Raw genomic sequence first — 25676 nt, forward strand, 5'->3', positions numbered from 1 at the left:
CGCGCCGGCATGCACCCCGACGCGTAAATGCGGCGTAAACCCGGTGGTCGCCCGATCGTTCGAATGGCGCGGGACCGTGCGCGTCCGAGCCTCACGACGATCCCGCTTGCCACCCCCCGCCCCACCTGCTAAGCGCCGCGCCTCGCCCGATCAAAGGGCGCACCAGGCCGCTTTAGCTCAGCTGGTAGAGCATCGCATTCGTAATGCGGGGGTCACAGGTTCGAGTCCTGTAAGCGGCACCATCCTTCTTTATGTGCTTCCACGAGGAAAGCGGCGGCGGCCCAAGCTAGAAGGTGTTGGCTCGGGAACCCCGTGGGTTCCAGCTGGGGCGGCTTCTTATAGGGAACGCGACAAGGGCGCGTTCGCTGCAGCCCTCGCATCCAACATGCGAAGGCGCTGGCTAAACTGAGCGTCGGCGACCAGTTATTCTGCTCAACAAGACCCAAATGCAGAAGTTCAGGAGACCGCAAGCCAGTCCGGAAAGCGGACGCTTGTTCACCAGCTATACCGCGGTTCAGCCTGGGCAGGGATGGCCGATAGGTAGCGTCGGTGCACCTCACACCTGCAGGAGGGCAGGAGCATCAAGACAGCGCTGGCTGCCGCCGGGCAGACCACCGTGCCAGCGCGAACGCCACCCGAATACGGTGGCAGTTGCGAGCGATGGCGGGGCGATGTTCCCTGCCCCAATCGCCCGCAGCCCACAACTGGACCGAAATGCCGGCTGGCGGGTTTCCCCGGCGCTGTAGCAGCCTCGGCTGCTCGCCGGGGACGTTCGCGCCTTCTTCAGGCCGTTGCGCTGGCCGGATCTCCGCCGCCGGGCTGCTGCCCGAATATCAGGGCGCAAAGGCGGTCGTATTCGCTCGGTCTCGCGGACGCCGGATCCGAGAGGTCAGTAAGCGGACCCGGCTCGTGGCTGATCTCGGTCAGCAGGTCGGCGAAGTCGACCTTGCCTCTCACGACCACCTCCTGATGGTCACCGGCATCACGCGTGCTCAGGGCCGTGCCGTGGAAGCAGGACATGACCTGCGCCAGCCCACCGTCGTCGGTGACGTAGGTGGTGTGCCGGATGGATGTCAGGCCGAGATGGTAGTCCCTCTCGAACTCCAGCTTCCGGTCCATGAGCCGGCGGATCGCCATGACGTCCGCCAGCGCATTCTCGGCGTCGAAGGCGGCGGGGTCCCGCCTGAACTTCAGGACGCGCCTGGCCGACGCGTTGCCGTAGAGGCACGCGAGCGTGACGGCCAGCACGGGGTGCTGCCGGCTGATCTCCAGATCGTCGGCCATCTCGACCAGCGTCGACGCGACTTCGAAGCGCCTCGGCTTTGGGATCGGCTGATGGATGTCGAAGTCGCCACCGTTGACGGCGCGCAGAAACGCGAGGTAGGCGGGACGCCCAAGCTCGACGGCAATTCGCCTCAGCTGAGTAATGTAGTCTTCCACATACTCGTCGCGCTCAACCACTTCCGCGTGGTCGAAGAAGGACCGCGCGTGCTGGATGTCGCCGATGATCTGCGCCTTGAGATTCTCGTCGGTCCGGGTGCTCCGCGTGTCGCTGGTCTTTTCCATCAAGGCGAGCAAACAGGAGATGCGGTTCGTTGGGATGTCGAGCGCTTCCAGCCTTCCGGCCATAGCGGCCTTGCGCGGCTCGGCCGCGATCTGGGCCTTAGTCCGCTTGGTCACGTCGAGCGCGCAGATGTCGAGGAAGTGGATGGTAAGGTCGGGCGTCGTCCGCACGATCCCCCGCCGGCTACCTGGGGCGTAGGTCACGCGGAAGCCCCACGAGACTATGGGTCTTTTGACGCGGTCGACGTCGTTCGGTGTCGCCGCTCCCCGTCTTCGCTCCTCCATCTTGCTGCGACTTTCCGGCTGGCTGCCCGTCGGCACCCTGTCGCGACGCGTCGCACCTGATATAGGTGGGGTCTCGCGCGTTTGTAGGCGCGGCGGTTATCGTCGCCCTTCCGTCGAGGATTACCGGTCGATTTACGGCGGGTCGGCGGTCGGGGCGGCGCACCGCTTACGCGATGGGCGCGAAGCGATCCGAATACCTCTGCCCCGGGAACATGGCGCCGATTACGGCATCCGTCACTTGCAAAGGGGCTCGATCCCAAATGAAGTGCGCTTGCTCGATCGGCGTACCGGGGATCTGCGCGCCTTGAGGGAAGCCCTGAATTTCTGCGAAGTTAGCCAAGATCCGGGGATCCCAATGATAGTAGATCGGTCGGCTAGGATAGGCGCGGGAAGCCCGTGCCAAGACACCGAAGAGCTCGCCGGCTATATTCAGCTTTTCTCCATCCTCGGCGTCAATCGGCTGCTGCAAATCTGGGCGCCCATTGAAGCCAAGGTGTGCTTCCTGGTGGCACTTCTTGCACAGAGTGATGCCATTGCCGGGCTGGCAGCGAGCGCTCGGCATCAGCGTTTTGCGGATGATATGATGGGCGTCGAGCTTCTCGCTGCTCGTGCAAATGAGGCAGCGGAACCGATCTCTCGACCGGACGAAATGACTCCAACGACGGTGCTTCGTCGTGTCCTTGCGGTCAAGGACGATCGCATCGTCGAGCCGGATGAGCGCTGCATCGAGCTCCGGGATCAGCTTGTTCATGGTGGAGACCCCAATTTTTGTTATCAGTGAACATACGCATTAGTCAGTTTTGCATCACGGCATTTTCAAGCCGTAAGTTGCGGTTCTCCCGACTTGATGCGACCCGACATACCGGATGCGTCTGATCCCCTGTCAGCTGATAGCCCCCACCGCGGGGTAGGGCACCTTTCTCAGCCCGTGCTCCCTTGTGGGCCGCCTTCGCCTCGGCCACGTTCCCTCATGGGCCGGGCCACTCACCCATTTCCGGATACGGCATCCCGCTCCCCTCTCGGTCGAGGAGCTACCCCAAAGCAGCTGCTGAGCCATCAGCGGAAACGACGAAAACTAATCCAGCTCGGCAGCGTTTCGGGCGGTGCCGGGTAATGCACGGTTGACGGGCGAGCCATGTGATGGTGTAATTCCGACCTTGGGGGGAACATGCGCGCGGAATATGAGACGACACAGGATAGCGGACCGTATCGAGGAGCGACACTCCCGACGGCACCGGTTCCGGCTCGTCCGACCGTCAGCGCGTAGCATGACGATCACGCCTGAACCAGCCGACGGTGAACCGCCGGCGCCGCCCCGATTCATCGCCGTCGACTTCTTTTGCGGCGCCGGGGGCACTACCCGCGGCCTCATTGACGCAGGGGGATACGTGTTGGCCGGGGTCGATAAGGAGGCGCGCTGCAAGCGCACCTACGTCGAGAACAACACTAACCTGCGCGGCGACAGGAAGGCTCCCGAGTTCCTCCAACGAGACATCTTCCTCAAGTGCGAGGCGTACCCGGAAGGCGAGCAGGAGGAACTCGCGCGCGAGCTGAGCGATCTTATCCAAAAGGCGCAGGAACAGTTTCCCGGCGCACCCCTCCTCTTTGCCATCTGCGCACCTTGTCAGCCCTTTACCACACTGTCGTCGCGCAAGAAGATGAGCGGCGACAGGATCGAGAAGCGCGGCCGCGACAGCAACCTCCTTCGTGCCGCACTTACCTTCGTCGAGAAGCACAGGCCCGACTTCGTCCTTTCGGAGAACGTCGCCGGCATTCAGGATGAGCGTTTCGGCGGCATCTGGGGCGACTTCCGCGAGCGACTGAACCAACTCGGGTTCGTCACCGGATCTGAGACGGTCTGCGTGTCAAAGTTCGGCGTGGCGCAGCGCCGCAAGCGTTCGATCCTTCTCGCGGCTGACCGTGATCGGGTCCGCAAGGATCGGCTCACCGAGGACTTGGTCGCCAGCGAACTGATTGTGCCCAAGAAGGACGAGAACGCCGAGCCGCTAACCGTGCAGGAGGCTATCGAACACCTTCCACGCCTGGAGGCTGGAGACAACGATCCCTCGGTGGCAAATCACCGGACACGCTCGCTCACCGAAATCAACATCAAGCGCATCAGCTCGGCGAAGCCCGGCGAGACGAACCGCTATCTGGACGCGACCGAGCATGGCGACCTCAGCCTCGACTGCCACCGCCGCGTTAACGCCAAGCTGAAGACGCGCGGCTTCAACGACGTCTACACCCGGATGCGGCCGGACGGCCCCTCGCCCACAATAACAACCCGCTGCCACAGCATTTCGAACGGTAGGTTCGGTCACTATGACACGACCCAGAACCGCGGAATATCCCTGCGCGAGGCGGCGGCGCTCCAATCCTTCCCGGACGGGTACGTCTTTCACCCGGTGGAAATGATCGAGCCGGTTGCCCGGATGATCGGGAACGCCGTGCCCCCGCGCCTCGCCCAGTTCTTCGCGACCTATCTAGTCGAGTCCGTCGAGACCTGATCCCGACGCGCCTCTAATTCGGCAAGGAGGGCGGCAACACCGCACTCGAGGGCGCATTCCCAGATCACCCACACGTTCCAGCCGAGCTCCCGCAGGCCCGCCTTGGTAAGACGGTCACGCTCGAGGTTCCCGTCCAGCTTGGCGGTCCAGAACTCCCGGTTGGACGCTGGCCGTCTGCCGCGAGCGCAGTCGTGACCATGCCAGAAGCAGCCGTGCACCAGCACCGCAACGCGGTACCTCGGCAGGATCACGTCGGGCCTGCCCGGCAGTTCTTTCGCGTGTAAGCGGTAGCGGAAGCCACGAGCGTGGAGCGCGCGCCTGACCACCATCTCTGGACCGGTATTCCGATTCCTCACCCGTGACATGTTTCGGGATCGAGTCTCTGGGCTCACCCGATCCATTCAGCTTCGGCGTCCAAAGCGGCCTAGGCAATGATCATTGCCGATCACGACGAGAAGGCGGCACGCAGGGTCGCAGCGTCGTACGCCACTGGGGGCTCCTCATCGGCGACCACGCCATCAGCCGCAATCATGGTGGCGATCAGATTAGCGATCGCCTCATCCGGACTTCCCTCCACGACCGGGTCAGGCCGCGAGGCCGGACTTGCCGCTCCCCTCATTCTCTCCCGCCAACTCGCCGAACTTCGCATAATCCACCCCGATGCGGGACTGGTGATTGCCCAGGAGATGTAGGAACCTGGCCGCGTACTGGGGCCTAAGCTGGCTCACGGCGAAGGCCTTGCGCTCCCCGATGTCGAGCGCATCCCCCACTTTCCTCAGCTCCTTGAAGAGGAAGCCGTGCCTCTGCCACCCCAAATCGCCCGAGAAGCCGGTCGGCTCCAGCATCCACGTCAGCGGCCGAGGCTGCCGCATCTGCGTATGGACTGCGCGCAGGAAGTGTTGCTTACCGTCCACGCTGACGAAGACCTGCGTCCCGCGCTCTGCCTCAGGCAAGGCCTGCTTCGCCTTGCTCTTCTCCAGCTTGAGCAGGTGCACCGGGCGGAACGGGAACATGTCCGCGTGCCAACTGAATGCGTCCGAGGACTTGCGCGGCACCATGTCGCAGGCCGGCGTCACGCAAATCCACCACTCGTCGGTATCAGCCGAACAGAGCACCGTTCCGGTGGTCAGGTGACCGCCCCGAAAACGGTCCGACGACAGGTACTCGTTTAAGGCGTGCAGAACCTCGAACTCCATGTTCGCCTTGTCCCGCCAGGCTACACCCGCCTCCTTCGCCGCGGCCGCCACCACCTCCACCTCCGGCTTGCCGGTCAAGTCACCCATCGCCTCCACGGAGAGGCGGGCCGCAACCTTACCAAACCGCATCAACTCGGATTCCGGGTCGGCCAGTTGAACCTGGATGGACTGTTCGATGGACTCGGCCAGCCGGGCGTTCAGGGAAGCCACTAGGCCGTCAACGGCCATGTCTTCGCCACCGGCACCGTGCTCGCGCAGCATGTGGAACATCCAGCCTGCCTTAAGCAGGCTGGATGGCATTAGCGAGCTGTCGAAGGCATAAGACCGGTGTTCAAGCTCGTTCTGCAGCTCGGAGACGAGTAGCTGAAGGACGCTCGGCTTCCACGTCTTCAACGCCGCGTCGAGGCAGTCGAAGATGCCCGGCTCCTCATGCTGCGTCGGCCGCCCGTCCTCGCTCTGCTCGGGCTTCTTCATCAGGCAGACGAAAACGCTTCCCGCGTTCAGATAGGGTGGAGCCCCAGCCGGAGCGCCCTCGAGAGGGTGAGGTTCGGCCGCGTCCGCCTCGGCGCCATGACGTTGGATCGCGGCGCGGTGGATCAATGCCTCGAGGACGGCCTTCGTCTGGGCACCCGGCACCCTGTGCAGCTCTCGGAGGTCCTTGAGCAGTTGCTGGTACTGAGAGCAGATGTGCCTCATCCCGTGCAGGACGTAATCGCGCAGGACTTCATCGGGAACGAGTTCCAAGGTCCCTTCCGGGTCAATGTCGCCGACCAGCTCGTCCGCATCCCTGCCCTGGCCGAGGTCAAGGCCGTCGAGGAAATGCTCCTTTTCGCGCCAACCTCTATGCAGCCTGACGGCGGCTCGGGTCCAGACCTTCAAAAGGTTGTCCCGCGTGTAGATGATCACAAGATTGAAGTGCGGGCTATGCGACAGGCCCGAGAGCACGCGGACCGCGTCCTCGCTGTCCTGGGGCTCGGCCCGCCTCAGGTTCCAGTCGAGCACAACGAGGTCGCTCTTGCGGATCTTCTCGATGAACTCGCCATCCACGTGGCCGACCGTGTTCTCGACGTCGCACACGATTCGGTGCCTGTGCATCAACTCGTAAAGGCGCCGCGCCTCGTCGACGTCGGGGAAATCGGCACGAACGGCGGCCGCGTCGTTCGCCGCCAGCAGGTCGTTGTAGCTTGGGAAGCTGTCGTCGATGAGGATCGCGGACTGGACGGCCCGCTTCCGCAGCGTCTCGACGACTGCCTCGTCATAGGTCGCCGGCTCAGCCATGGGTCATGCCTCGAAACTCGATGATGAAGTTTGCGCCCGGCAGGACCTTGGGATCCTCCGGACCCGCGTAGCGGATATCGTGGTGCGAGACCGCCAAGTTCAACTTGCAGAGATGCAGGCCGACGCCCCTGCCGTTGGTCCGGCGCGTGAAAAACAGGTCGAACAGATTGGGAATGTCGTCCGGGTCAACGCCGGGCCCCGAATCTGCCACGACGACCAGTTCGCCGACCAGGTCCAGCGTTATCCTGCGGTCATCGACGAACCGCACCCAGTATAGGGCGTTGTTCACCAGGTTGATGAACACTGGCAGCAGACGGGACCTGAGATCGATGACCCGGATGGACCGGAACGCGGGCGTAGCGGTAAACTCAACCCGCTCGTCCTTAAGCCGGCGGCGGAAGAAGTCCTGGACGAAGTCGGCTATTGATTCCCCGGTGATCGTCTCCCGTGACCTGTAGCCCGCCAGGCGGAGCGGCGCCAGGAAGCGCAGCCGATCTGTGATCGCGCTGTGAGCTTCGAAGGCGAGCCGATAAGCATCGCTTTTCTGAACGTCGGCGGGAAGCCGGTGCAGGTTGCGCCGGACCTCGGCGTCCATCGTGTCCAGCTCGTGACCGATGATCTCGATCGCGATGCCCATCTGCGCTAGCACGTTGAAATCGTTCACGCGGCGATCGAGCTGTGCCCGCTCGTCCTCCGTGACGGCCAGCGCGCCCTCCAGGTCGATGTCGTTGCGCAGCTGCTCGAGCGCCCGTAGGAACGGCTCGTAGCGGCCGACGAAGTCCTCCTCGAGCTGGGCCGCCGTCGCGTCCAGCCCGTTTAGCACCGTGCCGAGCCGGATTCCGCGCTCGAGGTCCTGCAGCTGCGGGCTTGCCAGCAGATAGTACTGCTTAAAGTCGGACTCGGCCTGCGCCCGCCACTTCTCCCGCAGTTCGGAGATCTGGGCGTCGATGATTTTGCGGAACCGGTCGACCCTTGCGCTCAGCCTCGACTGATTGCTTTGAAGCCGCCGCGTCGCGACGGCATCCGGAGGCTCCACCCTCATCACCTCGATTGCAGCGGACATTTCGTTACCGGCAGCATCGATGGCCGCCCCGAGCGCCCGGTAGTCGTCGCGATACCGCCTGTACGCTACCTCCTGGTCGCCCAGCTTGGAAGGTACCTGCGGGACGCGGAGTCGATCTCGCTCGTCGCGCAGAGCGTCGAGTTCCTCGGATACGAGCGCGACCTCTCCCGGATCCTGCTCGGCTAGTGCCTCCGCAAGGCGCTGCCTCAGCGCGCCCGCCGCCTCCACTGCCTGGCGGACGGGCTCGGCATTCGACTTCAGGAATTTGCGAAAGGTCGAGGCCCGCGCCCGTGTGGCCTTCTGCGCCGCCTCCGCAGCAGACTTGTTGCGGGCCTTAATATCCTCCAGTTCCCCCTTCCGGATATCGGAGTCGGTGCCGAAGTACCGCTTTCCAACCGAGACCAGGAGGTCCTCCACGAGGATCCTGAGCTCGCGAAACGCCCGGTTGTCGACCAGTCCCTCGCGTCCCGCCTTGTCACGCAGATTGGGATTTTGCTCGCGGGTGAACGCCGTCCGGCCAAAGCTCCTTCGATGGGCCCAGAAGTATCGTCCCGCGTGGCGGGACCTGCGCTCCTCAATGGCATAAAGGTCGGATTCCGGATTGCCGTAAGGCATGATCCGAAGATTATCGCGATAGACGTAGACGCCCCCGTACTGATCCGTCTTCGCCGACAGGGCGGCATGGACAGCCTTCGGGTGCGTACTCGCATCCGCATCCTGCTCGAAGGTTCCGATGCAGAACTTCACCGGCCCTAGGCGTTCGCGAGAGCCGCGAGGCGGCGGCCGGGTCGGAACATGGGTGATCTCCCCGCGATCCTTGCCGAGCACGCGTAGCTTCCCACGAAAGACGCCGAGCTCGTCGAAGCCGCCGTCGATCGAGTGCTCAAGCGTTCGGAACTCGTCGATCCCGAACACATCCGCAGCCTTCACAATGGCGCGACGTTGTTCACCTTGGTGCAGGACTACCTCGTAGTCGAACGGTTCGCGGTCCTCCTCGAAGGGGTCGGTGAAGCCGGTCAGCGTCTTAACCAGATCCAGCCTGACCACTTCGACCTCGGCGTCGTCATCCGCCGCCGAAGTGTCGACTTGGACGGACAGCTCACGATGCACATCTAAGAGGAGGATGGCGGTTCCGGTCTCTCGCGTGCCCGCGAAGGCCGGCCAATCACGCAGGTGCCGCTCCTCGAGCTGCACGCGTGCTCCGGCTCGGATTCGCTCGGACGTGGTCTCCGAGAGGCCTAACGCGCGCTCGTATTCGTCAAACCGCGACCACGCCGCCGTCAGCCGGTCATGCCTCGGATCGTCCTCGTCCGGTCTGACGTTTGCTATGAGGGTCGCACGCATCGAGTCCAGAAGGCCGAGGATTTCACACGTCGAGGTGAAGCTCTCGACCGCCACTGCGATGTCCTCGAGAGCCAAATACGGGTTCTCGAACAACCGCCAGTCGACCATCACTGCGGCGAAATCGCTGTCCGCCCTCTTTGAGAGGATCAGGGTGACGGGCGCCAGGAACGCCGCCGAGAGACGCCCGATGCCTTTCTCGCCCTGACGGGGCCGCGGCGCCCGCCCCTTGGGAACATCGGCCTGGTCATCCCTGACCCTGATCTTCGAATCGGTGCCGACCACGAGCCAGCGCTCTAGGAAGTCGGCCCGCGACATGCCGAGGCCGTCGTCATAGATCGCGCCTACGGCGGGGCTGCCGTCAAACACGTGCAGGGACACGCTGTCGGCGTAGGCATCGTAGGCGTTCTTCCAGAGCTCGCTGACCGCGGTAGGGCAGTCGGCTATCTGACCGCGCCCAAGGTGGTCGATGGTGCGGGCGCGAGTCTGGAACGTGGTGCGCTGCACCGTCATGCGGACCACCATCGCACGTACGCGCCCCTGCCTCTCGGGCCGCTCGGCAACCTCTTCAAACCTTCTCCCCCCGCCCGCTGCGACCCCGAACCAGTACGGGTTTCCCTCTCTCGGGCTAACGAACCATAAACGCCGCGGCTGCGCCAGTCAGCAGACGTCGCAATTGGATTTGGGATTCAATCTATTTCGGCTGCAATTTCCTCCCAAATTTGGGGCAAGCCGAACAGGACGACCGGCGCCATGCAGTTCATCGTGGGTCTTCCAACGAGGTATGCCAGCTACGAGGGCGGAACGCGTACCCTCGCCACCTCCCGTTAATGGCTAGAACTGCACCCCGGATATTTCTCCAAGTGAACGAAGGGCTGCTCACCGCGGTCGGTACCCGAAAGCGGACCGGCCGAAATCCACCACAGAAGCTCAGATGAAAGGTCTGCGATATTGGCGGCCACGTTCAAGATGGGTCCGCAAGGGTCACCTACGACGCGCTTTACAAACGAGCAGTCTCAGCCATCTTATATGTAGGTAAGCAATACTTACCTACTTAGGAGCTCGTGTGGCTGAACCTTGAGCGCGTCGGCAAGCCTACCAAGCGCTCGCACGGACGGGTTTCTCGTACCACGTTCAAGGTCGCTGAGATAGCTGCGCTTCATTCCAGCCTCGAGCGACAGCTCCTCCTGCGACATGCCCGCTAGCTTCCGATAGCGGCGCACGTTCGCGCCAAGCAGCTGCACCACGTCCATGTCTCGACTTGGCCGCAGACGCATGCCCACGTCTGTCCACTAGACGTGTCATTTTCGCTTGCGGCCGCAATCCAAAGCGGGAACGATCCCGCTCAACCGCCCGACATCGGGCTCAACAGGAGAATAGATATGATGCTACGATCACGGGCGGGGTGCATCCTCGCCACTTTGCTGACGCTCGCCGGCTGCGGACGCGATCGCTCAGGCGCCGAAGCAGCCGTCAAAGAAGCCCTGAAGGCCCCTGAGTCAGCGCGCTTTGGCGAGTTCTACTTCAACAGCAAGACCGGCAAAGCTTGCCTTGAGACCAACGCGAAGAACTCGATGGGTGGGTACACCGGCGACAAGCAGGTCCAGCTCGTCAAGAACGGCAGCGGCTGGGAGTACATCGGCGAAACTGAGGAGACAGCGGACGAGTGTCGAAAGACACACGCCGATGAGACGCGCGATCCGCAACAGGTGCTCGACGACCGCCTGAAGAACCTGGAGTAGCCGGGTGGTACAGATCATCCTCGCGCTGCTCGCGATCGCCGCCGCCATCTACGCGGTGAAGGTCGCGGTCCTGCTCATCATCCTGGTCGGGCTGATCTTCCGCACCAGAACGACGGTCAGCATCCTGGTGATGCTGGGCGCGTGGGCGCTGCTCGGCCGCTACCCGGTCGCCGGCATCGCCCTGATCGCGCTGGTCGCCTTCGTGACGATCAAGCGCGCGCTCGCCAGCAAGGACGGCGACAATCTACCGGACAAGCCGTCCGACTGACCACCATCCTCTGATCGACCCATCAACCCACCAAAGCCCTCGGCCTCACCGCCGGGGGCTTTTCTCGTTTCAGGAGACAAGACCCATGCTCACCATCGACACCGACGCCCGGCTCGCCCGCGCGCTCGACCAGCCACTCGGCGCCGCCGTCCACCGCCTGCTGGCGCTCAGGCGCCATCAGCTCGGCAGCATCGAGGGCACCGCCGCCTTCCACCTCGTGGAGGCAGGCGACACGCTCGCCGACGCGGAAGCGGCTCTAGGCTTTCCCATCGCCACCGACATGGTCGAGGGCACCAGCTACCCCGACCCGGACTTCGTGCCCTCCTGGGAGAGCGCGGAACGGCACTCGGGCGGAGTGTACGAGATCGTCTACGTCCTCACCGACGACGGCCACGCGCACGTGCTGCTCGTGCCCGATCGCGAGGACACCGATCCCGTGCTGAGGTCGCTCCTTCGCGACCACGTCGACCAAGCCGAGGGTGCTCTTCCAGCCCCTTAGCTGTCCCCGCCGCCACGCTCTCGAAGCGGAAACGGCGGAAAACCTCACCGTCTCAAGCACCCCGCACCCGCAGCGCCCCGGCAGACCCGCCACGGGCGCTTTTCTCATGCCAGAAGGACAAGACCCATGCTCCACCTGACCGACCGTGCCGCGATCACCGCCGCGCTCGCCTCCGACATCGACCCTGCCTTGCGCGACCTGCTGGCCACGCGCGCCGCCGCCCTCGTCACCGACGACTACGACCTGACCGATTGCACCGAGTTCCTCATCGTCGAGGAAGGCGACACCGAGGCCGACATCGTCGCGGCCGTCGGCTTTTCGCCGCTGGTCGACCCGATCGATGGCTACCGCATCGACGAGCGCGGCTTCCAGCCCGGATGGGACTGGCTAGCCGATCAAGGCGAGTGGCTAGAGCTGAGCTTCAGCTTCGGTTCTGACGCCGCGGTTGTCACGATGATTGCAAGAACAAGTGCCCTCGGCAACGCTATAAAGGATTTAATGGTATAAATTAGACCAAACACGCCATGTGACACACTCCGCAACTTTAGACTTGAATTTACAGTCCGGTTCCAGGACGAAGAAGCTTAAGTGGTGATCTTTGATAGCTTTTCCATAGAGCGTCGACACCTACCTCGATTGCCTTTCGCTCAGCCGCGTTTGCCTTGCTTTGGGGAGGAGAATGATCAATTGCCAGATTGCGCAACAACGACTCCAGCCCTTCTACCCTTGCAGCCTGCTTGCGAAGCTCCTCTAGATATGGCACGTTTTTGACACTTGAACTCTGTACACAATCAATCTCGCGCCTGATTTTACGTATCACGTAAACATGATGAATTCTTAGTTTAGTAACCGTGTCATTGACATCGTAGTCACTGAGCGCCCTTAGTCTGGAACCCAGCTTTTCCGGTACACTTCGAGACTCATTTAGTATTTCTTCGATCTCACCACCGATCAGGTCAACATCTGCGAATCGCTGAAGCACTTCCTTGAAGACATCGTATACGGTCTTGCCATACTCCGTGGCTTGCACAGAAGGTCCCGGCCCTAGCAACTTGCCACCCCCCATAGCGTGTTTTACGCGACGTATGTTCCTGCTGATCGTTGCCTGACTTTTAGGAAGATGAACATCAACCTTCTTTCTACTGTTTGTCTCAAGAAGGCGCGTGAAGAGGTACATGTCTCTAAATGTGAGATTATATGCCCGCCTCACAAATTCGTCATTTTGCACTTCAGCGCTATCTTGCGCGATGGTTCGCACCTTTTCGAGAAGAGGTAACGCTTCAATAAGCAATGTATTGCAGTCTTCAAAAAACCATGGCCCATCACTCATATCAACCAGGATTGTGTCAAACTCTTTCTCAAGTGATCTAAGCTGGGACCTCACCGTTTTAGCATCAATCCCAAGCTCCTCCGCCGCCTTCACTTGCGACCTATAATGTACAAATGAACTGAGAGTATGCAGCCATTGCAGCCTTAGCTCAGGCGCCTTTTTGACAAGCTCCTCGATAGTCACCCTTCCCCCCAATTCCACTAACCATGTCACGTCGGCGGACGGTAGGTGCCACTGATCCATGCCTGTAGCCACTAGATAGCTGGCAAAGATCGCGGCCACTCCAAAGCTTTAGACCGCCGCGCTTCTGCGACGACCCATTGTGTGGTCGCGCTTCGACCGCAAGAACGGTCGTTGGAGACCGTGCGCACTAATCGATTCGACCGTGCGAATGACGATGAACGGCTCAACCACGCATTGATGACGATGGCTATCGAGACGCAGCCTCAGCAGCCCTCCCCCGTGCTGATCGCACCAGCACCGCGTTCAGCCGGTACGCACGCACCGGCCAGATAATACGCCTCCGGTATTCTGATAAATGCACCCTGTCTCTCTGCCGAATCTACCTAGGCGTATCGTGCAATTCTGAGCAGTTTTTAGTTCGCTGCTCGTTTGCTAGTTAGCCGTTGCGCCACCCAAACAGCGGCGGCGCAAAAGGATAGTTTCGGCGCAATCGGCGCCGCAACGCTCAAATATAATTTGGAGAAACAAAGATGCGACTTTTGGATAAGGCCGGCCTCATCCGCGGAGAAGCCATCATTGAGTGCGCTTTCAGCGGTGATGAAACACCCGAGGACTTTGAATTGGCAGATATCGTTGGCCTCGTAGCGGCATACGTCAACATGCGCGAGCCAACTCATGATATGTTCAAAGTCATGCACAAGCGTGTGGGCGTTGGCCTAGCTCGTGACATGGAGCGGGTTTTCCACATGTTTGACGACCTTGGTGGACGTGGTTTGTGGTCACAAGGCCCGGATATTGCGGACGTCCAGTTTACTCACCGGAAGCTAAACAAGCATTATCCACTCTTTGAGAAGAACACTCAAGCCTTACTGAACCGGGAGCGCGATCACCGCCATGGGGATAGCACTCCTTTCTAGGTCGGGTATCCACCACGATGACGGGCAGCCTTCCCTTCCGAACGACCTCCCAGAAGGCAGCTAACCCGTTCACTTAGTAGAGCGTGCCCTAAGCCCCCTGCGGGAACGCCCTTAAACCTCCATCGCCGAAGCCAAGCCGATGCGCGAGCAGTCCCTGCGCGTCGCTGCATTCGTGCGCCTGGAGAACACCGCTGCCGCCGTTTCGGACCACCCGGGCGGCGGCGGCATCTACCTTCTTGGAGAACAGGAAACCACCATGCGACCCTACACCAACGACGAGCTACTCAAGGGCATCGGCGCCTTCGAGCACGCGATGAACGCCCAGACCGATGTACCGGGCTTCCGCAAGCGGACCTCGCCAGCCACCGCCATCGGCATTCTCGCCTCCATGATGCGCAGCGGCCTGTCGGCGACCAAGATCGACCAGGTCATCGACAGCGAGTTCGCCGCCGACGCACCTCTCCTGCGGAAGGTGCTGGCCATGTACGAGGGCAACAACTGGGACATGGACATGTGGCACCTCCAGCCCAGCGGACAGTACAAGGTCTGCACCGACCTGTGCAGCGCGGTCGATCCCAACTGGCGCTACGCTCCCAACATCAGCCTGATGGACTGATCCACCACCCGCGTCCGGTCTGACAGCACTAGCCCAGACGCGTTACCCAGCCGCACTGCATCCCGCCGTCGGCTCAACCCAACACAGACCCGGTCACCCAAGGGTTCGCGAGCGCCGTGCTCGCGGGCCGCTGGACAGCCGCGTCTCGTCACCGAGAAACAAACATGAACGACATTGAACACACTGTCCAAGCACCGACACCTACCGACAGCCCGCTCGTGGCTGGCGACAACGACAACCCGGCGGCTGCCGATCGCTGGTCAGCCCTCGGCTTCACGCCCGCGGACGGCGGCGGTTACCTGACACCAGCCGACCTGATCGTCTTCGAGATCAGCGACGCCGCCGCCCGGCCCGCCATCGTGCAGACGCTGATGCACATGGGGGAGCCACCGCGCCTCAACGTCAAGATCGGTGCAGCCGAGCAGACCTTCTTCCGGCTCGCCGATCCCGAGCTCGCCGCGACGCTGAAGCGCAGCGTGCCGGCGGGTGTCTACGTCCGCACCGGCGGCGACACCATCCAGCTGCCCGACACAGCCGCATGGGCGACGCCAACCAGCTTCCCCGCCACCGCCGCCGACCTGTCGGCGATCACGGCGGTGGAGGTCAGCCGCATTGCCAAGGCCGACCTGCCGACCGCGCAGCCGCTGATCGAGCGGACACCACTCACGGCCATGAGCCTGCGCGGCCTGTCCGCCGAGTTCCGTGCGCGCGCAGTGGAGGCGAAGCCACTCCTCGCCGACCTGTGCTTCAGCGGGCAGGTCACGACGTGGTACGCGGCCCCCAACACCGGCAAGACGCTGATCACGCTCAACCTGCTCGTCGACGCGGTCAGGGAGGGCCGCGTGACCGGTGGCAACGTCTACTACATCAATGCAGACGACGGCAGCGACGGCATCGCCACCAAGATGGAGATCCTGGATCCTTTGGAAGTGCACACGCTGGTGCCGGGCTTCCGTGAGTTCAACCCGATTGAGCTCGCGGGCAAGCTCACCAAGATGGGTGTACGTGAGCAGTCCAGGGGCGTGTTCGTCATCATCGACACGACGAAGAAGTTCGCGTCGCTGATGGACAAGCGCGAGGCGACCGCCTTCGGCACCGCGTGTCGGCAGGTGGCGATGAACGGCGGCGCGGTGCTCAACCTCGCGCACACGACCAAGAACCCGAACGCGGACGGCACGCCGCGCTACTCGGGCACCACCGACCTCCTCGAAGATGCCGATGCGGCCTACACCATTGCCAAGGTCGACAGCGGCGGCGAGGCGGGCGAGCGCGTGGTCGAGTTCAAGTGCTTCAAGCAGCGCGGCCCCAACGCCGAGACAGCGGCCTACGCCTACGATGCAGCGCCGGACACGTCCTACCTCGACCGGTTCGCGTCGGTGCGCCGCGTCGACCTTGAGGCACTCGACCAGTTCAAGCGTGTCGAAGCGCAGCGAGCCGACGCCGAGGTGATCGAGATCGTGCGCAAGTGCATCGCCGAGGGGCACAACTCCAAGATACTGCTCGGCAAAGAAGCCGCGAAGCGTGCCGGCGTGAGCGTGCGACAGGCCTACCTGCTGGTGGAGCGCTACACCGGCACCGACCCCGCCCAGCACCGCTGGAGCTTCAGCGTCGGCGGTCACGGCATCCACCGCTTCGAGCTGCTGCCGCTCGCCGCCTGAGCCAGCCCGGCGTCACCGGTCGGGCAGCGTCGCAGGTTCGCAGCTTTTCAGTTTTTCAGCGTTGCGGGTGCCCGCCCCCGGCGCGGCGCTGCGGAACTGCAAAACTGCAGAACTGAAAACCTGCGGCGCTGCCCCGCCACCCCGCGCCCGCTGCCCAGCCCGGCGGCGGCGCGGGTGCCCCGAGCGGCCCGCCACAGCCCCGCTGGGCAGCGATCCCGGCCCGCCGGTCACCCGCCTACCCGCCGCCGCCCGCGCTGCCCGGCGGCTCAAACCCCCGAACACCCAACCCACAGGAGGGCATTTCCATGCCAAAAGCGAAACTCGACCACGCCTTCTGCCTCACCGCTCAGTGCGCGCCCGGCAAGAAGAAGACCGACTATTACGACGAGACCGTCACCGGCTTCGTGCTGGAATGCCGTTCGACGGGCGGCAAGACCTACTATCTCCGTTACCAAGACCAGGGCGGCGGCCAACGCCAGCACAAGATCGGCGGCTTCGGCGACATCACCTTCGCGCAGGCCAAGAAGGCGGCGCAGCGGTACCGGTCCGAGGTGGTGATGGGCGGCGACCCGCTGGCGGCCAAGGCGGAGGCCCGGGCCGTGCCGCTCTACGCCGAGCTCGCCGCGATGCACATGGCCGACGCCAAGCTGCACCAGCGATCGTACAGCACCACGGAAGGGTACGTCCGCAACCACATCGTGCCGCGCTGGGGCAGGACCCGGCTCACCGACATCGACAGCCGGGCGGTGGCGCAGTGGCTCGCCTCCAAGCGGAACGACGGCCTGTCACCCGCGACCGTGCTCAAGATGAAGATGATCTTCGCACGCTCCTTCGAGCTCGGCAGCAAGTGGGGCGTGGCCGGCTGCGAGCGGAACCCGGTGCGCGCCGTCGAGACCAAGGCGGTGAACAACGCTCGCGAGCGCTACGTCACCGCCGAGGAGGCGGCGCGGCTGGTCGCGGCGGCGGCGGCGTCGCGCAACAAGCAGCTGTCGGCGATCGTCAACCTGCTGCTGCTCACCGGCATGCGGGTGTCGGAGCTGCTGTCCGCCCGCTGGGCGAACGTCGACCTCGACCGCCGCACGCTGTTCGTGCCGATCTCGAAGACGGGGCGGTCGCGCCACGTGCCGCTCGCGCAGGCCGCGGTGGACGTGATCGCTGGCCTGAAGCGGGGAGAGTTCCTGTTCCCCAACCCCCGCGACCCCTCGAAGCACCTGACAACGATCAAGCACGGCTGGCACACCGTCCGTGACGCCGCCGGCCTGCCCGACCTGCGCATCCACGACCTGCGCCACTCGGCGGCGTCGTTCATGGTCAACAGCGGAGTCGACCTGTTCGCGGTAGGCAAGGTGCTCGGTCACGCCAACGTCGCGAGCACGGCGCGCTACAGCCACCTCGCCAACGACACGCTGCTCGCCGCCGTCGAGGCGGGTGCGAAGAAGCAGGCGGCCGCCTGACCCCTCCCCCGCCCCGCGCGCTGGCCCCTCAAGGCTGGTCCGCGGGGCGGGGCCTTTCTCTATTTTTTTTAGCTCGGGGCGGAGCGATTCACTGCGCTCAGCTCCCAACTCTTCGAGTTTCGAACGATAGCCTGCTTGCGTCTTTTACAACGATCTTATGGCGGTCGAACGCGTCATCGCACATCACCCTTAACGAGATAACCCGCTTCGATCCCGTTAATGATCATCTCGGCAAACACTTTCCCTACTTCCTCAGCGGGTTCTGATTTATCGGGCTTGAACCATCTGTGAGACCAATTTATCATTCCCAATATACCATAGGCCATGGTTCGACTCGAACCTACTTTCCGGAACGAGCCCGCAGCAAATCCCTGCTCGAGTATGTCGATCACTGACTGCTCGATGCTTCTGTTAAGTGCACGCATATCACTCGACCACGCTGACCTTTTGTCACTGACGTGCGCCAAGTCTTCGCGAATATAAATGTACAATAACGGATAGTTTTCGGAGTAGGACTGCATCAACGCTATCACAAGTTCGCGCATTTTCCGCTGCGGACTCATGACGCTGTCGGCGATCGTGCGCGCCAATGTGTCGTTTCGCTCCAGCACCGATCGCACGATCTCGTCGAACATCTGCTCCTTTGACGAGAAGTAGTAATACAACGTCGCACGATCGATGCCCAGTTCGGCCGCCACCGCGCTGACGCTGGCCGCACTGAAGCCAAGTCGGTGAAAGACCCGGACTGCCGCCTCCGAAATCTCCTGGCGGCGCGCGACGTAGGACTCCCGCGCGTCGGTGCCTGCCGCTACTCTACGCTTTCCGATCAGCGAAGATTGCTTAGCCACGGCCACACTCCCGAACGTTCAGTTGTCGGGCTATCGCGACCCTCCTGCCTTGACTAGCCCCGTGGGGCACCGGCCACATAAAGCACCTGCCCGGTCACGAAGGCCGATCGCTCGTCCGCGAAGAATGCGACGGCGTGCGAAATATCGTCCGGAACGCCGGGCCTTCCCACATGGATGTCGCGCATCATCGTCGCGACCATGTCGTCGAATGGCATCTTGATGCGCTCGGCAATCGCGCGGGTCATGTCGGTGACGATAAAGCCTGGTGCCACGGCGTTGACGGTGATCCCGTGTGGCCCGAGTTCGATCGCGAGCGTGCGCGTGATGCCCTGTACGCCCGCCTTCGCGGCAGAGTAGTTGGCCTCGCCGAAGACCCCTAACGCGGCGATACTCGATAGATTGACGATCCGACCATAACCCATGGCACGCATATGCGGCTGCACCGCCCGACTCATCAAGAAGACCGAGCGAAGGTTCACCGAAAGGACGACTTCCCAGTCTTCCAGGCTCATCCGCGCGAGAGTACGATCGCGCACGATCCCGGCATTGTTGACCAGAATGGCTGGTGCACCGAGCTGATGTGTGACCTCGTCAACGCCCCGCGCGACCGCAGCTTCATCGGCAACGTCGCAAGCGACCGCGACCGCACGTCGCCCATGCGCCTCGACCATCGCCACCGTATCCGAACAGTTCGCTGCATCGAGGTCGAAGAGCGCAACATCGTGGCCGTCTGCTGCCAACCGTCCAGCGACCGCGGCTCCAATGCCACGCGCTGCACCCGTCACGATCGCTACACGGGACGCTGATTGTTCAATGATCATCGCGCTTCCTCCAGCAGGGAACGAGCCTGTTCCACCAAGAGGAACTTCCTTGCACGCCCTGATGCCGTGACCGGGATGGTGGCTGCGTCGACGATCCAAAAATGACGCGGCACCTTGAAGCGGGCGAGCCGCTCCATGACGAACCGCTGCAAAGCCTGCGCATCCACAACGGCGTCCTGCCGCACGACGATGAACGCCGCGCCGACTTCTCCCATGCGCTCGTCGGGGATCGGCACGACATGCGCCTGCTCGACTTCGGCGTTGCTCGTCAACAGGTCCTCGATCTCGGATGGAAGCACCAGTTCGCCGCCGCAGCGGTAACTCTCCTTCGTGCGCCCCAGCAGGGTTATGTAGCCATCGGAGTCGATCCGCCCCAAATCACCCGTTCGCAACCAGCCGTCCTGGGTAAAGGCGGCGGCGGTTTCCCTCGGCTTCTTGTAGTAGCCACGGGTGACGCCCATGCCCTGCGCAACGAGTTCGCCCGCTTCGCCACAGGGCAGGACCGCGCCGGTGGAAGGATCGATTACACGATAGGTGACTAGGCGTTGTCTACTCGCCGGGTCACCTGCGACCCCGACGTCACGCTGCCGACCGTTCGTCGTCAGCAACCGCTCGAAGTGATCGTCGGGCCGGGTCACGGTCGTAGAAGCGGTCGTCTCCGTCATGCCGTAGCCAGTGGTGATCTCTTCCACGCCGAGCTCATCGCGGAGGCTAGACCACAACCGCTCCGGGGCGCGGCCGCCGGAAGCGAGAGCACTGTGCCATGATGACAGGTCGTAAGCATCCTCGCGTGCCGCATCCAGGACGGCCAGGGTCATCGTGGGGATTAGCAATGCATCGCTGGCACGGTGCCGCTCAATCGATCGAAGGGTATCAATAGCGTCGAAGCGAAGTCGCGGGATGATTGCGCCTCCCACAAAGGGAACGGCAAGCAATCCTTCAACGTAGCCGAACACGTGGTACATCGGCAGCGAAAACACGATCCTTCGTCCATCCTCAAACGCACGTGCCCAAGCACTCCCGAACGCCGTCCGGGTAAGCATGTCATGTGTCAGGAGAACACCTTTGGGCGAACCCGTCGTACCAGACGTATAGACTATGTCGCAGGTGGCTTCGGCCTCAACGACGGGCAACTTGCAGTCAGCCCCGTCCGCATCGTCTCGGTCCAGTTCGTCGAAGTTGATCGCAGTTGCGTGCGAAGCCTGGCTGACCGTTCCGAACACCACGATGCTGCGAAGTTTCGGCAACGTACCGCCGCCGCCTTGCCGTTCCCACCCCGGCGCGATGTCGTCGAGCGCGCGCAAATAATCATTGTCCCGGAAGCGATCCATCGTGACGAGCAGCACGGCGTCAGACTGCTCCAGCAGGTAGAACAATTCGTCGCGACGGTTCAGAATATTGATCGGCACGGCGACGGCCCCCACCCTCGCGATCGCCAGTTTCAACGCGACGAACTCCGGATGATTGGCCAGGATCATCGCGACGTTTTCGCCCGGTCTAACACCGAGTGCGACAAGCCCTGCGGCGATGCGCCGGGACCAATCCGCCATTTCGGCATAGGTCCATGTCCTGGCGTCGGTCACGAGGAAATCGCGATTGGGCCAAGTCGTGACTGCGTCGTCAAACGCACCATGCAAGGTCTTGGGAGTCCAAGTCGGGAAACGCGTGGCAATGGCACGCTGTCGTTCATCGATGGACATCATGGTTGCTCTGTCATCCTCGCCCATGCGGAACGATGCACGCCGTTCCGCTGTGTGCCTGTCGCCCGAGGGCCCATTGCACCGAAACCTAGGTCCAAAAGACTAGCCCCGTCAATGCCTACGTTGACAGCGTAAGTCCATTGTACCGGTAAGAGCATTCCAGAAGCTCGACATCTTTCCACATAGGTGTTGACTTTTTCCCCACCCGGCGCAAAATGAAGCTCATAGGAGAGTGTATGATAAGGGACGTTGACGTCGTCGTGATCGGCGCGGGCTTCGCCGGCCTGCGTGCCCTGCACACCTTTCGCGGTCTTGGACTGCGCGTCGCCGTACTAGAAGCCGCGGACGACATTGGTGGAGTGTGGTACCACAACCAATATCCCGGTGCTCGGTGCGACGTTGAGAGCTTTGACTATTCCTACCGCTTTTCGCACGAGCTCGAACAGGAATGGCGATGGAGCGAACGCTATGCGACGCAGCCGGAGATTCTGCGCTACATTAACCATGTAGCCGATCGCTTCGACCTGCGGCGTGACGTCGTGTTGAACACGCGTGTTTTAAGGGCAGCGTGGCAGGAGGACGACGCCTGCTGGATGGTAGAAGCGAGCGGGGGCTGCTGGTCGGCACCACGGCTCGTGCTTGCCGTCGGCCAACTGTCGACGCCCAAAGACACGCGCTACCCCGGTCAGGATGAATTTGCGGGCCAGATCATTAGCAGTGCCCGTTGGCCCAAGCAGCCGGTCAACTTCACCGACAAGCGGGTCGCGATCATCGGGACGGGCTCGTCTGGCGTGCAGATGACGCCCGTCATCGCACAGACCGCCAAACAGCTCACCGTGTTTCAGCGGACGGCCAATTACTCGATCCCCGCCGCCAACGCTCCGGTCTCCGACGAGGAGGATGCGGCGGTCAAGGCGCGCTATCGGGAGCGCCGGGAAGCCGCGCGCAACTCACCAAGCGGCCTGGGCTTCGTACCGGACCCGCGCTCTGCAAACGATGTGCCCGAAGCCGAACGTGAGGCGGCGTTTGAGACGGCATGGAACAAGTTGGGCTTCGGGTTTGCGCTCACGTTCAAGGACATCCTGCTCGATCAGGCGTCCAACGATCTCGCCTCGACGTTCGTGCGTCGCAAGATCGCCGAACAACTCGACGATCCTGTTCTGCGCGCAAAGCTGACCCCTGGCGACTTCCCGTTCGGTACGCGACGGCCGTCCGTCGACAGTGGCTATTTTGCAGCTTTCAAGCGCGAAAACGTCACGCTGGTCGACATTAGCGAAACGCCGATCACTCGCTTCACTCCCAACGGCATTGAGACGACGGCCGGCGAACATTCCTTCGACATTGTGATCTACGCGACCGGCTTCGACGCTTTCACGGGATCGTTGCTGAAGCCAGAGATCTTCGGCCGCAATAGCGTCACGCTTCGGGATAAGTGGTCGGCCGGACCTGTCAGCTTTCTGGGAATCGCCGTAAACGGATTCCCTAACATGTTTGTACTGGTCGGCCCGGGAAGCCCGTCGCTGCTTAGTAACGTGCTGTTGTCGACCGAGGAACAGGTGGATTGGCTGGCCGCGCTGTTCACGCACACCGATGCGAACGGCGTCCGCGTGATCGAGGCATCGTTGGATGCAGAACGCGACTGGGTTGCGCACGTCAACAAACGCGCGGAGGAGACACTGTATCTCAAGACCCCATCTTACTATCTGGGCGCAGAGATGCCGGGCAAGCCACGTGTGTTCATGCCGTACTCCGGAGGCGTTCGGGGGTATCGTCGCATTCTGGAGCGTACCGCAGCGGAGGGCTATCGCGGTCTGACATTCAGCCGGGCGGATGCTCATGCCGCCGCATGACGCCAGTGCCGTGCCGGACCAGGAACTGGCCGCGCTTCTATCGGATCCGCGCGTTGCATTGAGAGCACCCGTTCCGGATGTGTCGCTTGATCGATACCGCGCGGCCGCCAACAAGTTCCTCTCGCGTGCACCGCGGCCTGCGATCGCGATCGTGCGCGACCTAGAAGCGACGATTGATACCCATGCGCTTGCACTTCGCTTGTATGCGCCACGAGAAGATGCGGCATTGCCGCTCGTCCTGTTCGTTCATGGTGGGGGGTTCGTCTTTGGAAACCTCGACACACATGACGCGCTGTGTCGACACATTGCAATCGCGGCTGACGCGTGCGTGATTGCAGTTGATTACCGCCTCGCCCCCGAAAACCCTTTTCCAGCGGCGCTAAACGACGTCGAGCAGGCTCTTCGATGGTCACTCGATCATGCGCTTGATCTGAACGTAGATGCTGCGCGGGTGGCACTGGCTGGTGATAGTGCCGGCGGGCAATTGTGCATCGCTACCGCGCTGCGATCGCCCGACGTTGCAATACGGCATCTCGGCCTGTTCTACCCGTTGATCGATCCGACACGAGCATCGGCGTCACAGCGTGACTTTGGCGAGGGTTACATGCTCACGGGATCATTCCTCGATTGGGCATGGCATGCCTATATGCCCACCGGTGAGTTCGACGAACCGCTGCTCGATCTCACCCGTGCCGCGCTGGAGAACCTGCCGCCGTTGACGATCGTCACTGCGGCACTCGATCCGCTGCGCGACGAGGGCGAGGCGTTCGCCGTCCGTGCGCGAGATGCTGGACAGTCGGTCTCATTTCAACGTTTCGAGGGAATGATTCACGGCTTTGCAGGCTTGCCGCAGCCACCTGCCGCTGCGGCAAAGGCAATCGACTTCGTCGGGCGCTCGCTGGCGAAAGCGCTGCACCGCTGAGCACGATCACCGACTGAGCAGGACCGACCCGCCGTTCGCCCCCAATCCCAAGACTGCGGTCAATCCGACGCGCGCATCGGGAACCTGATGCCCTTCGGCACGACCGCGCAACTGCCAGGATACTTCGCAGATTTGCAGCACAGCCTGCGCCGTTGTTGCCTCACCAAAGGATAGAAAGCCCCCGCTGGGATTGATCGGCAGTCTTCCGCCAATGTCCAGCTCGCCGCGCTCGAGCATGACATCGCTCTCACCGGGGGCGAAAAAGCCGAATTGCTCAGGCCAGGCCAGAATATGCCACGCGGTGTTGTCGGCCATCTCTAGCAGATCGATATCTTTCGGCTCCATGCCAGCCATCGCGAATGCGCCTGCAACGGCATTAGCCACCTCGCTCGTGTGCACGACACCATCCCGCACCGGGGACGCAATCGTGGGGATGCGCCGCGCCGGATCGCCAAAGCTGCCGGTGGCAATTGCACAGCCTGCGACTTTGACCCCTGTTCCTCCATTGCGCTTCATCCACGCCTCGCTACCCAGTACGAGCGCAGCGGCGCCATCGCTCACCGGGCAAATCTGCAGCAGGTGAAGTGGATCAGCGACCATCGCAGAGGCTAGCACCTCATCGATCTGTGTCGCCGTTCGAAATCGCGCGAGCGAATTACCGACCGCATTGCGACGCATCAGCACAGCAGCCCGGGCGAGCGTCTCCTCGCTCGTGCCGAGTTCATGCATGCGGCGGTGTGCTTCGATCGCCCAGTAAGCCGGGTTCGTCGCGCCCATCGCCACCCAGCGGAGGTAATCTTCGTCGGTCACGTCATCCTGGCTGCCCGGTGGCCGGGGAATGAAGCCTTTTGGCATCCGTTCTGCGCCCACCACGCACACGACTTCGTGCTCGCCACTCGCAATCATGGCGTGCGCGGTGTGAAACGCGATTGCGCCTGCGGCACACGCACCGCCCACGTTGACGCACGACATGCCTTTTTCAGCCACAGCCTGGACGATTTCATTGGCGTGCAGGCCCCAGCCCATGCCGCCTTCGAAGCGCGAACTTGCTGCAACCACCGCCTCGACGTCGTTCCAGCTTACGTCAGCCTCGCCGAGTGCACCTGACAACGCATGCAGTGCCAGTTCCAGCTGCGTCTTGTTTGGCCACTTTCCCCATGGGTGTGCGCCAGCTCCCAGCACGTAAACCGTTTGGCTCATGCCGACACCTCATTCGCCGTGAAGGCGTACGTCATCACTGTGTTACGCTCGTCGTCATAGAGCGGATGGGCCACGACCCGCACGCGTGTGCCGATCCGGATCGCGTCGAGCGGGACACCCGACAGGATGCCCATCACCTCCAGCGTTTGCTCATAATCGAGCCGGACGAGCCCGATCGCATACGGCTCCCAATCATCGACCCGGAACAGCGGCGGGGGACGGTAGCGCTGAACGGTGTAGCTCACCAATGTGCCTTCGCGCGGCAGCAACGTCGTCTCGACCGTCTTTGCGCGGCAATCGGGATTCCGGCAGCTCAACGATCGCGGAAAATACACACTTTGGCACGCCGTGCAGTGGGTACCGATCAGTTGCACACCCTCGGCGCCGACCTCGAACAACCCATCTGCAACGGGTATGATGACATCATCCAACATC

General features: G+C 62.6%; 23 protein-coding genes and 1 tRNA gene. 12 read left to right on the plus strand and 12 right to left on the minus strand.

Annotated features, from left to right (window positions below; genetic code table 11):
- Window positions 1-166: 166 nt before the first annotated feature.
- A tRNA-Thr gene (locus tag KZ810_RS13880) sits at window positions 167-242 on the plus strand.
- A 541-nt stretch (window positions 243-783) separates the two neighbouring features.
- Here the strand turns inward: KZ810_RS13880 and KZ810_RS13885 are convergent.
- On the minus strand, window positions 784-1767 hold the full coding sequence (locus tag KZ810_RS13885) for a hypothetical protein (RefSeq protein WP_219769703.1): 984 nt from the start codon (window positions 1765-1767) through the stop codon (window positions 784-786).
- 247 nt (window positions 1768-2014) lie between these two features.
- Window positions 2015-2599 carry an HNH endonuclease gene (locus KZ810_RS13890; RefSeq protein ID WP_219769704.1) on the minus strand — a complete coding sequence of 195 codons (585 nt, stop codon included), beginning with the start codon at window positions 2597-2599 and terminating at the stop codon, window positions 2015-2017.
- 517 nt (window positions 2600-3116) lie between these two features.
- Between KZ810_RS13890 and KZ810_RS13895 the strand changes: the two genes are divergently transcribed.
- The gene (locus tag KZ810_RS13895) at window positions 3117-4355 is read left to right on the plus strand and encodes a DNA cytosine methyltransferase (protein WP_219769705.1); all 1239 of its coding nucleotides are present in this window, start codon (window positions 3117-3119) and stop codon (window positions 4353-4355) included.
- On the opposite strand, the gene KZ810_RS13900 is transcribed toward KZ810_RS13895, so the two are convergent.
- The 4 genes from KZ810_RS13900 to KZ810_RS13915 form a co-directional block, all read right to left on the minus strand.
- Entirely contained in the window at window positions 4328-4756 is a 429-nt protein-coding gene (locus KZ810_RS13900) for a very short patch repair endonuclease (RefSeq protein WP_219769706.1), read from the minus strand. The two genes, KZ810_RS13895 and KZ810_RS13900, sit on opposite strands and share 28 nt — an antisense overlap.
- Before the next feature lie 183 nt (window positions 4757-4939).
- Entirely contained in the window at window positions 4940-6829 is a 1890-nt protein-coding gene (locus KZ810_RS13905; RefSeq protein ID WP_219769707.1) for a response regulator receiver domain, read from the minus strand.
- Window positions 6822-9746, minus strand: coding sequence for an ATP-binding protein (locus KZ810_RS13910; RefSeq protein WP_219769708.1), 2925 nt, complete (start codon window positions 9744-9746; stop codon window positions 6822-6824). Before KZ810_RS13910 ends, KZ810_RS13905 begins: the two co-directional genes overlap by 8 nt.
- 533 nt (window positions 9747-10279) lie before the next feature.
- On the minus strand, window positions 10280-10510 hold the full coding sequence (locus KZ810_RS13915) for a helix-turn-helix domain-containing protein (RefSeq protein ID WP_308461559.1): 231 nt from the start codon (window positions 10508-10510) through the stop codon (window positions 10280-10282).
- A gap of 105 nt (window positions 10511-10615) precedes the next feature.
- On the opposite strand from KZ810_RS13915, the gene KZ810_RS13920 reads away from it, so the two are divergent.
- The 4 genes from KZ810_RS13920 to KZ810_RS13935 all read left to right on the plus strand — a co-directional run bounded on the left by KZ810_RS13920 (window position 10616) and on the right by KZ810_RS13935 (window position 12249).
- A complete protein-coding gene (locus KZ810_RS13920) occupies window positions 10616-10975 on the plus strand; it encodes a hypothetical protein (protein ID WP_219769710.1) in 360 nt (119 codons plus the stop codon).
- A 4-nt stretch (window positions 10976-10979) separates the two neighbouring features.
- Window positions 10980-11243: a hypothetical protein gene (locus tag KZ810_RS13925; RefSeq protein ID WP_219769711.1), complete on the plus strand. Its 264-nt coding sequence runs from the start codon at window positions 10980-10982 to the stop codon at window positions 11241-11243.
- An 85-nt stretch (window positions 11244-11328) separates the two neighbouring features.
- Window positions 11329-11742: a hypothetical protein gene (locus KZ810_RS13930; RefSeq protein ID WP_219769712.1), complete on the plus strand. Its 414-nt coding sequence runs from the start codon at window positions 11329-11331 to the stop codon at window positions 11740-11742.
- Between the two features lie 126 nt (window positions 11743-11868).
- A complete protein-coding gene (locus KZ810_RS13935) occupies window positions 11869-12249 on the plus strand; it encodes a hypothetical protein (RefSeq protein ID WP_219769713.1) in 381 nt (126 codons plus the stop codon).
- 49 nt (window positions 12250-12298) lie between these two features.
- On the opposite strand, the gene KZ810_RS13940 is transcribed toward KZ810_RS13935, so the two are convergent.
- Window positions 12299-13354, minus strand: coding sequence for a helix-turn-helix domain-containing protein (locus tag KZ810_RS13940; protein ID WP_219769714.1), 1056 nt, complete (start codon window positions 13352-13354; stop codon window positions 12299-12301).
- 440 nt (window positions 13355-13794) lie between these two features.
- Between KZ810_RS13940 and KZ810_RS13945 the strand changes: the two genes are divergently transcribed.
- From KZ810_RS13945 to KZ810_RS13960, 4 genes are all read left to right on the plus strand, one after another.
- Window positions 13795-14172, plus strand: coding sequence for a hypothetical protein (locus KZ810_RS13945; protein ID WP_219769715.1), 378 nt, complete (start codon window positions 13795-13797; stop codon window positions 14170-14172).
- A gap of 139 nt (window positions 14173-14311) precedes the next feature.
- Window positions 14312-14788: a hypothetical protein gene (locus KZ810_RS13950; RefSeq protein WP_258044911.1), complete on the plus strand. Its 477-nt coding sequence runs from the start codon at window positions 14312-14314 to the stop codon at window positions 14786-14788.
- 164 nt (window positions 14789-14952) lie between these two features.
- Window positions 14953-16446 (plus strand): AAA family ATPase, encoded by a 1494-nt coding sequence (locus KZ810_RS13955; RefSeq protein WP_219769716.1) that lies wholly within the window; start codon window positions 14953-14955, stop codon window positions 16444-16446.
- 305 nt (window positions 16447-16751) lie between these two features.
- Window positions 16752-17900 (plus strand): site-specific integrase, encoded by a 1149-nt coding sequence (locus KZ810_RS13960; RefSeq protein ID WP_219769717.1) that lies wholly within the window; start codon window positions 16752-16754, stop codon window positions 17898-17900.
- Between the two features lie 173 nt (window positions 17901-18073).
- Here the strand turns inward: KZ810_RS13960 and KZ810_RS13965 are convergent, their stop codons facing one another.
- Genes KZ810_RS13965 through KZ810_RS13975 form a run of 3 tightly spaced genes read right to left on the minus strand, consistent with a single transcriptional unit; the run spans window position 18074 to window position 21269 of the window.
- Window positions 18074-18748: a TetR/AcrR family transcriptional regulator gene (locus KZ810_RS13965; protein ID WP_219769718.1), complete on the minus strand. Its 675-nt coding sequence runs from the start codon at window positions 18746-18748 to the stop codon at window positions 18074-18076.
- 53 nt (window positions 18749-18801) lie between these two features.
- Window positions 18802-19569, minus strand: a complete 768-nt coding sequence (locus KZ810_RS13970; protein ID WP_219769719.1) for an SDR family oxidoreductase — start codon at window positions 19567-19569, stop codon at window positions 18802-18804.
- A complete protein-coding gene (locus KZ810_RS13975) occupies window positions 19566-21269 on the minus strand; it encodes an AMP-binding protein (RefSeq protein WP_219769720.1) in 1704 nt (567 codons plus the stop codon). The genes KZ810_RS13970 and KZ810_RS13975 overlap by 4 nt, the downstream gene beginning before the upstream one ends.
- A 236-nt stretch (window positions 21270-21505) precedes the next feature.
- Here KZ810_RS13975 and KZ810_RS13980 point away from each other — a divergent pair, with 236 nt between their 5' ends.
- Both KZ810_RS13980 and KZ810_RS13985 read left to right on the plus strand, forming a co-directional pair.
- Window positions 21506-23119: a flavin-containing monooxygenase gene (locus KZ810_RS13980; RefSeq protein WP_219769721.1), complete on the plus strand. Its 1614-nt coding sequence runs from the start codon at window positions 21506-21508 to the stop codon at window positions 23117-23119.
- Window positions 23106-24041, plus strand: a complete 936-nt coding sequence (locus KZ810_RS13985) for an alpha/beta hydrolase (RefSeq protein ID WP_219769722.1) — start codon at window positions 23106-23108, stop codon at window positions 24039-24041. Before KZ810_RS13980 ends, KZ810_RS13985 begins: the two co-directional genes overlap by 14 nt.
- Before the next feature lie 6 nt (window positions 24042-24047).
- Here KZ810_RS13985 and KZ810_RS13990 read toward each other — a convergent pair whose 3' ends face one another.
- Window positions 24048-25241 carry a lipid-transfer protein gene (locus KZ810_RS13990; RefSeq protein WP_219769723.1) on the minus strand — a complete coding sequence of 398 codons (1194 nt, stop codon included), beginning with the start codon at window positions 25239-25241 and terminating at the stop codon, window positions 24048-24050.
- Complete coding sequence (locus KZ810_RS13995; RefSeq protein WP_219769724.1) at window positions 25238-25675, minus strand: Zn-ribbon domain-containing OB-fold protein; 438 nt, start codon at window positions 25673-25675, stop codon at window positions 25238-25240. Before KZ810_RS13995 ends, KZ810_RS13990 begins: the two co-directional genes overlap by 4 nt.
- Window position 25676: the final 1 nt, after the last annotated feature.

The organism is Sphingomonas citricola (assembly GCF_019429535.1).
GTDB lineage: Bacteria > Pseudomonadota > Alphaproteobacteria > Sphingomonadales > Sphingomonadaceae > Sphingomonas > Sphingomonas citricola.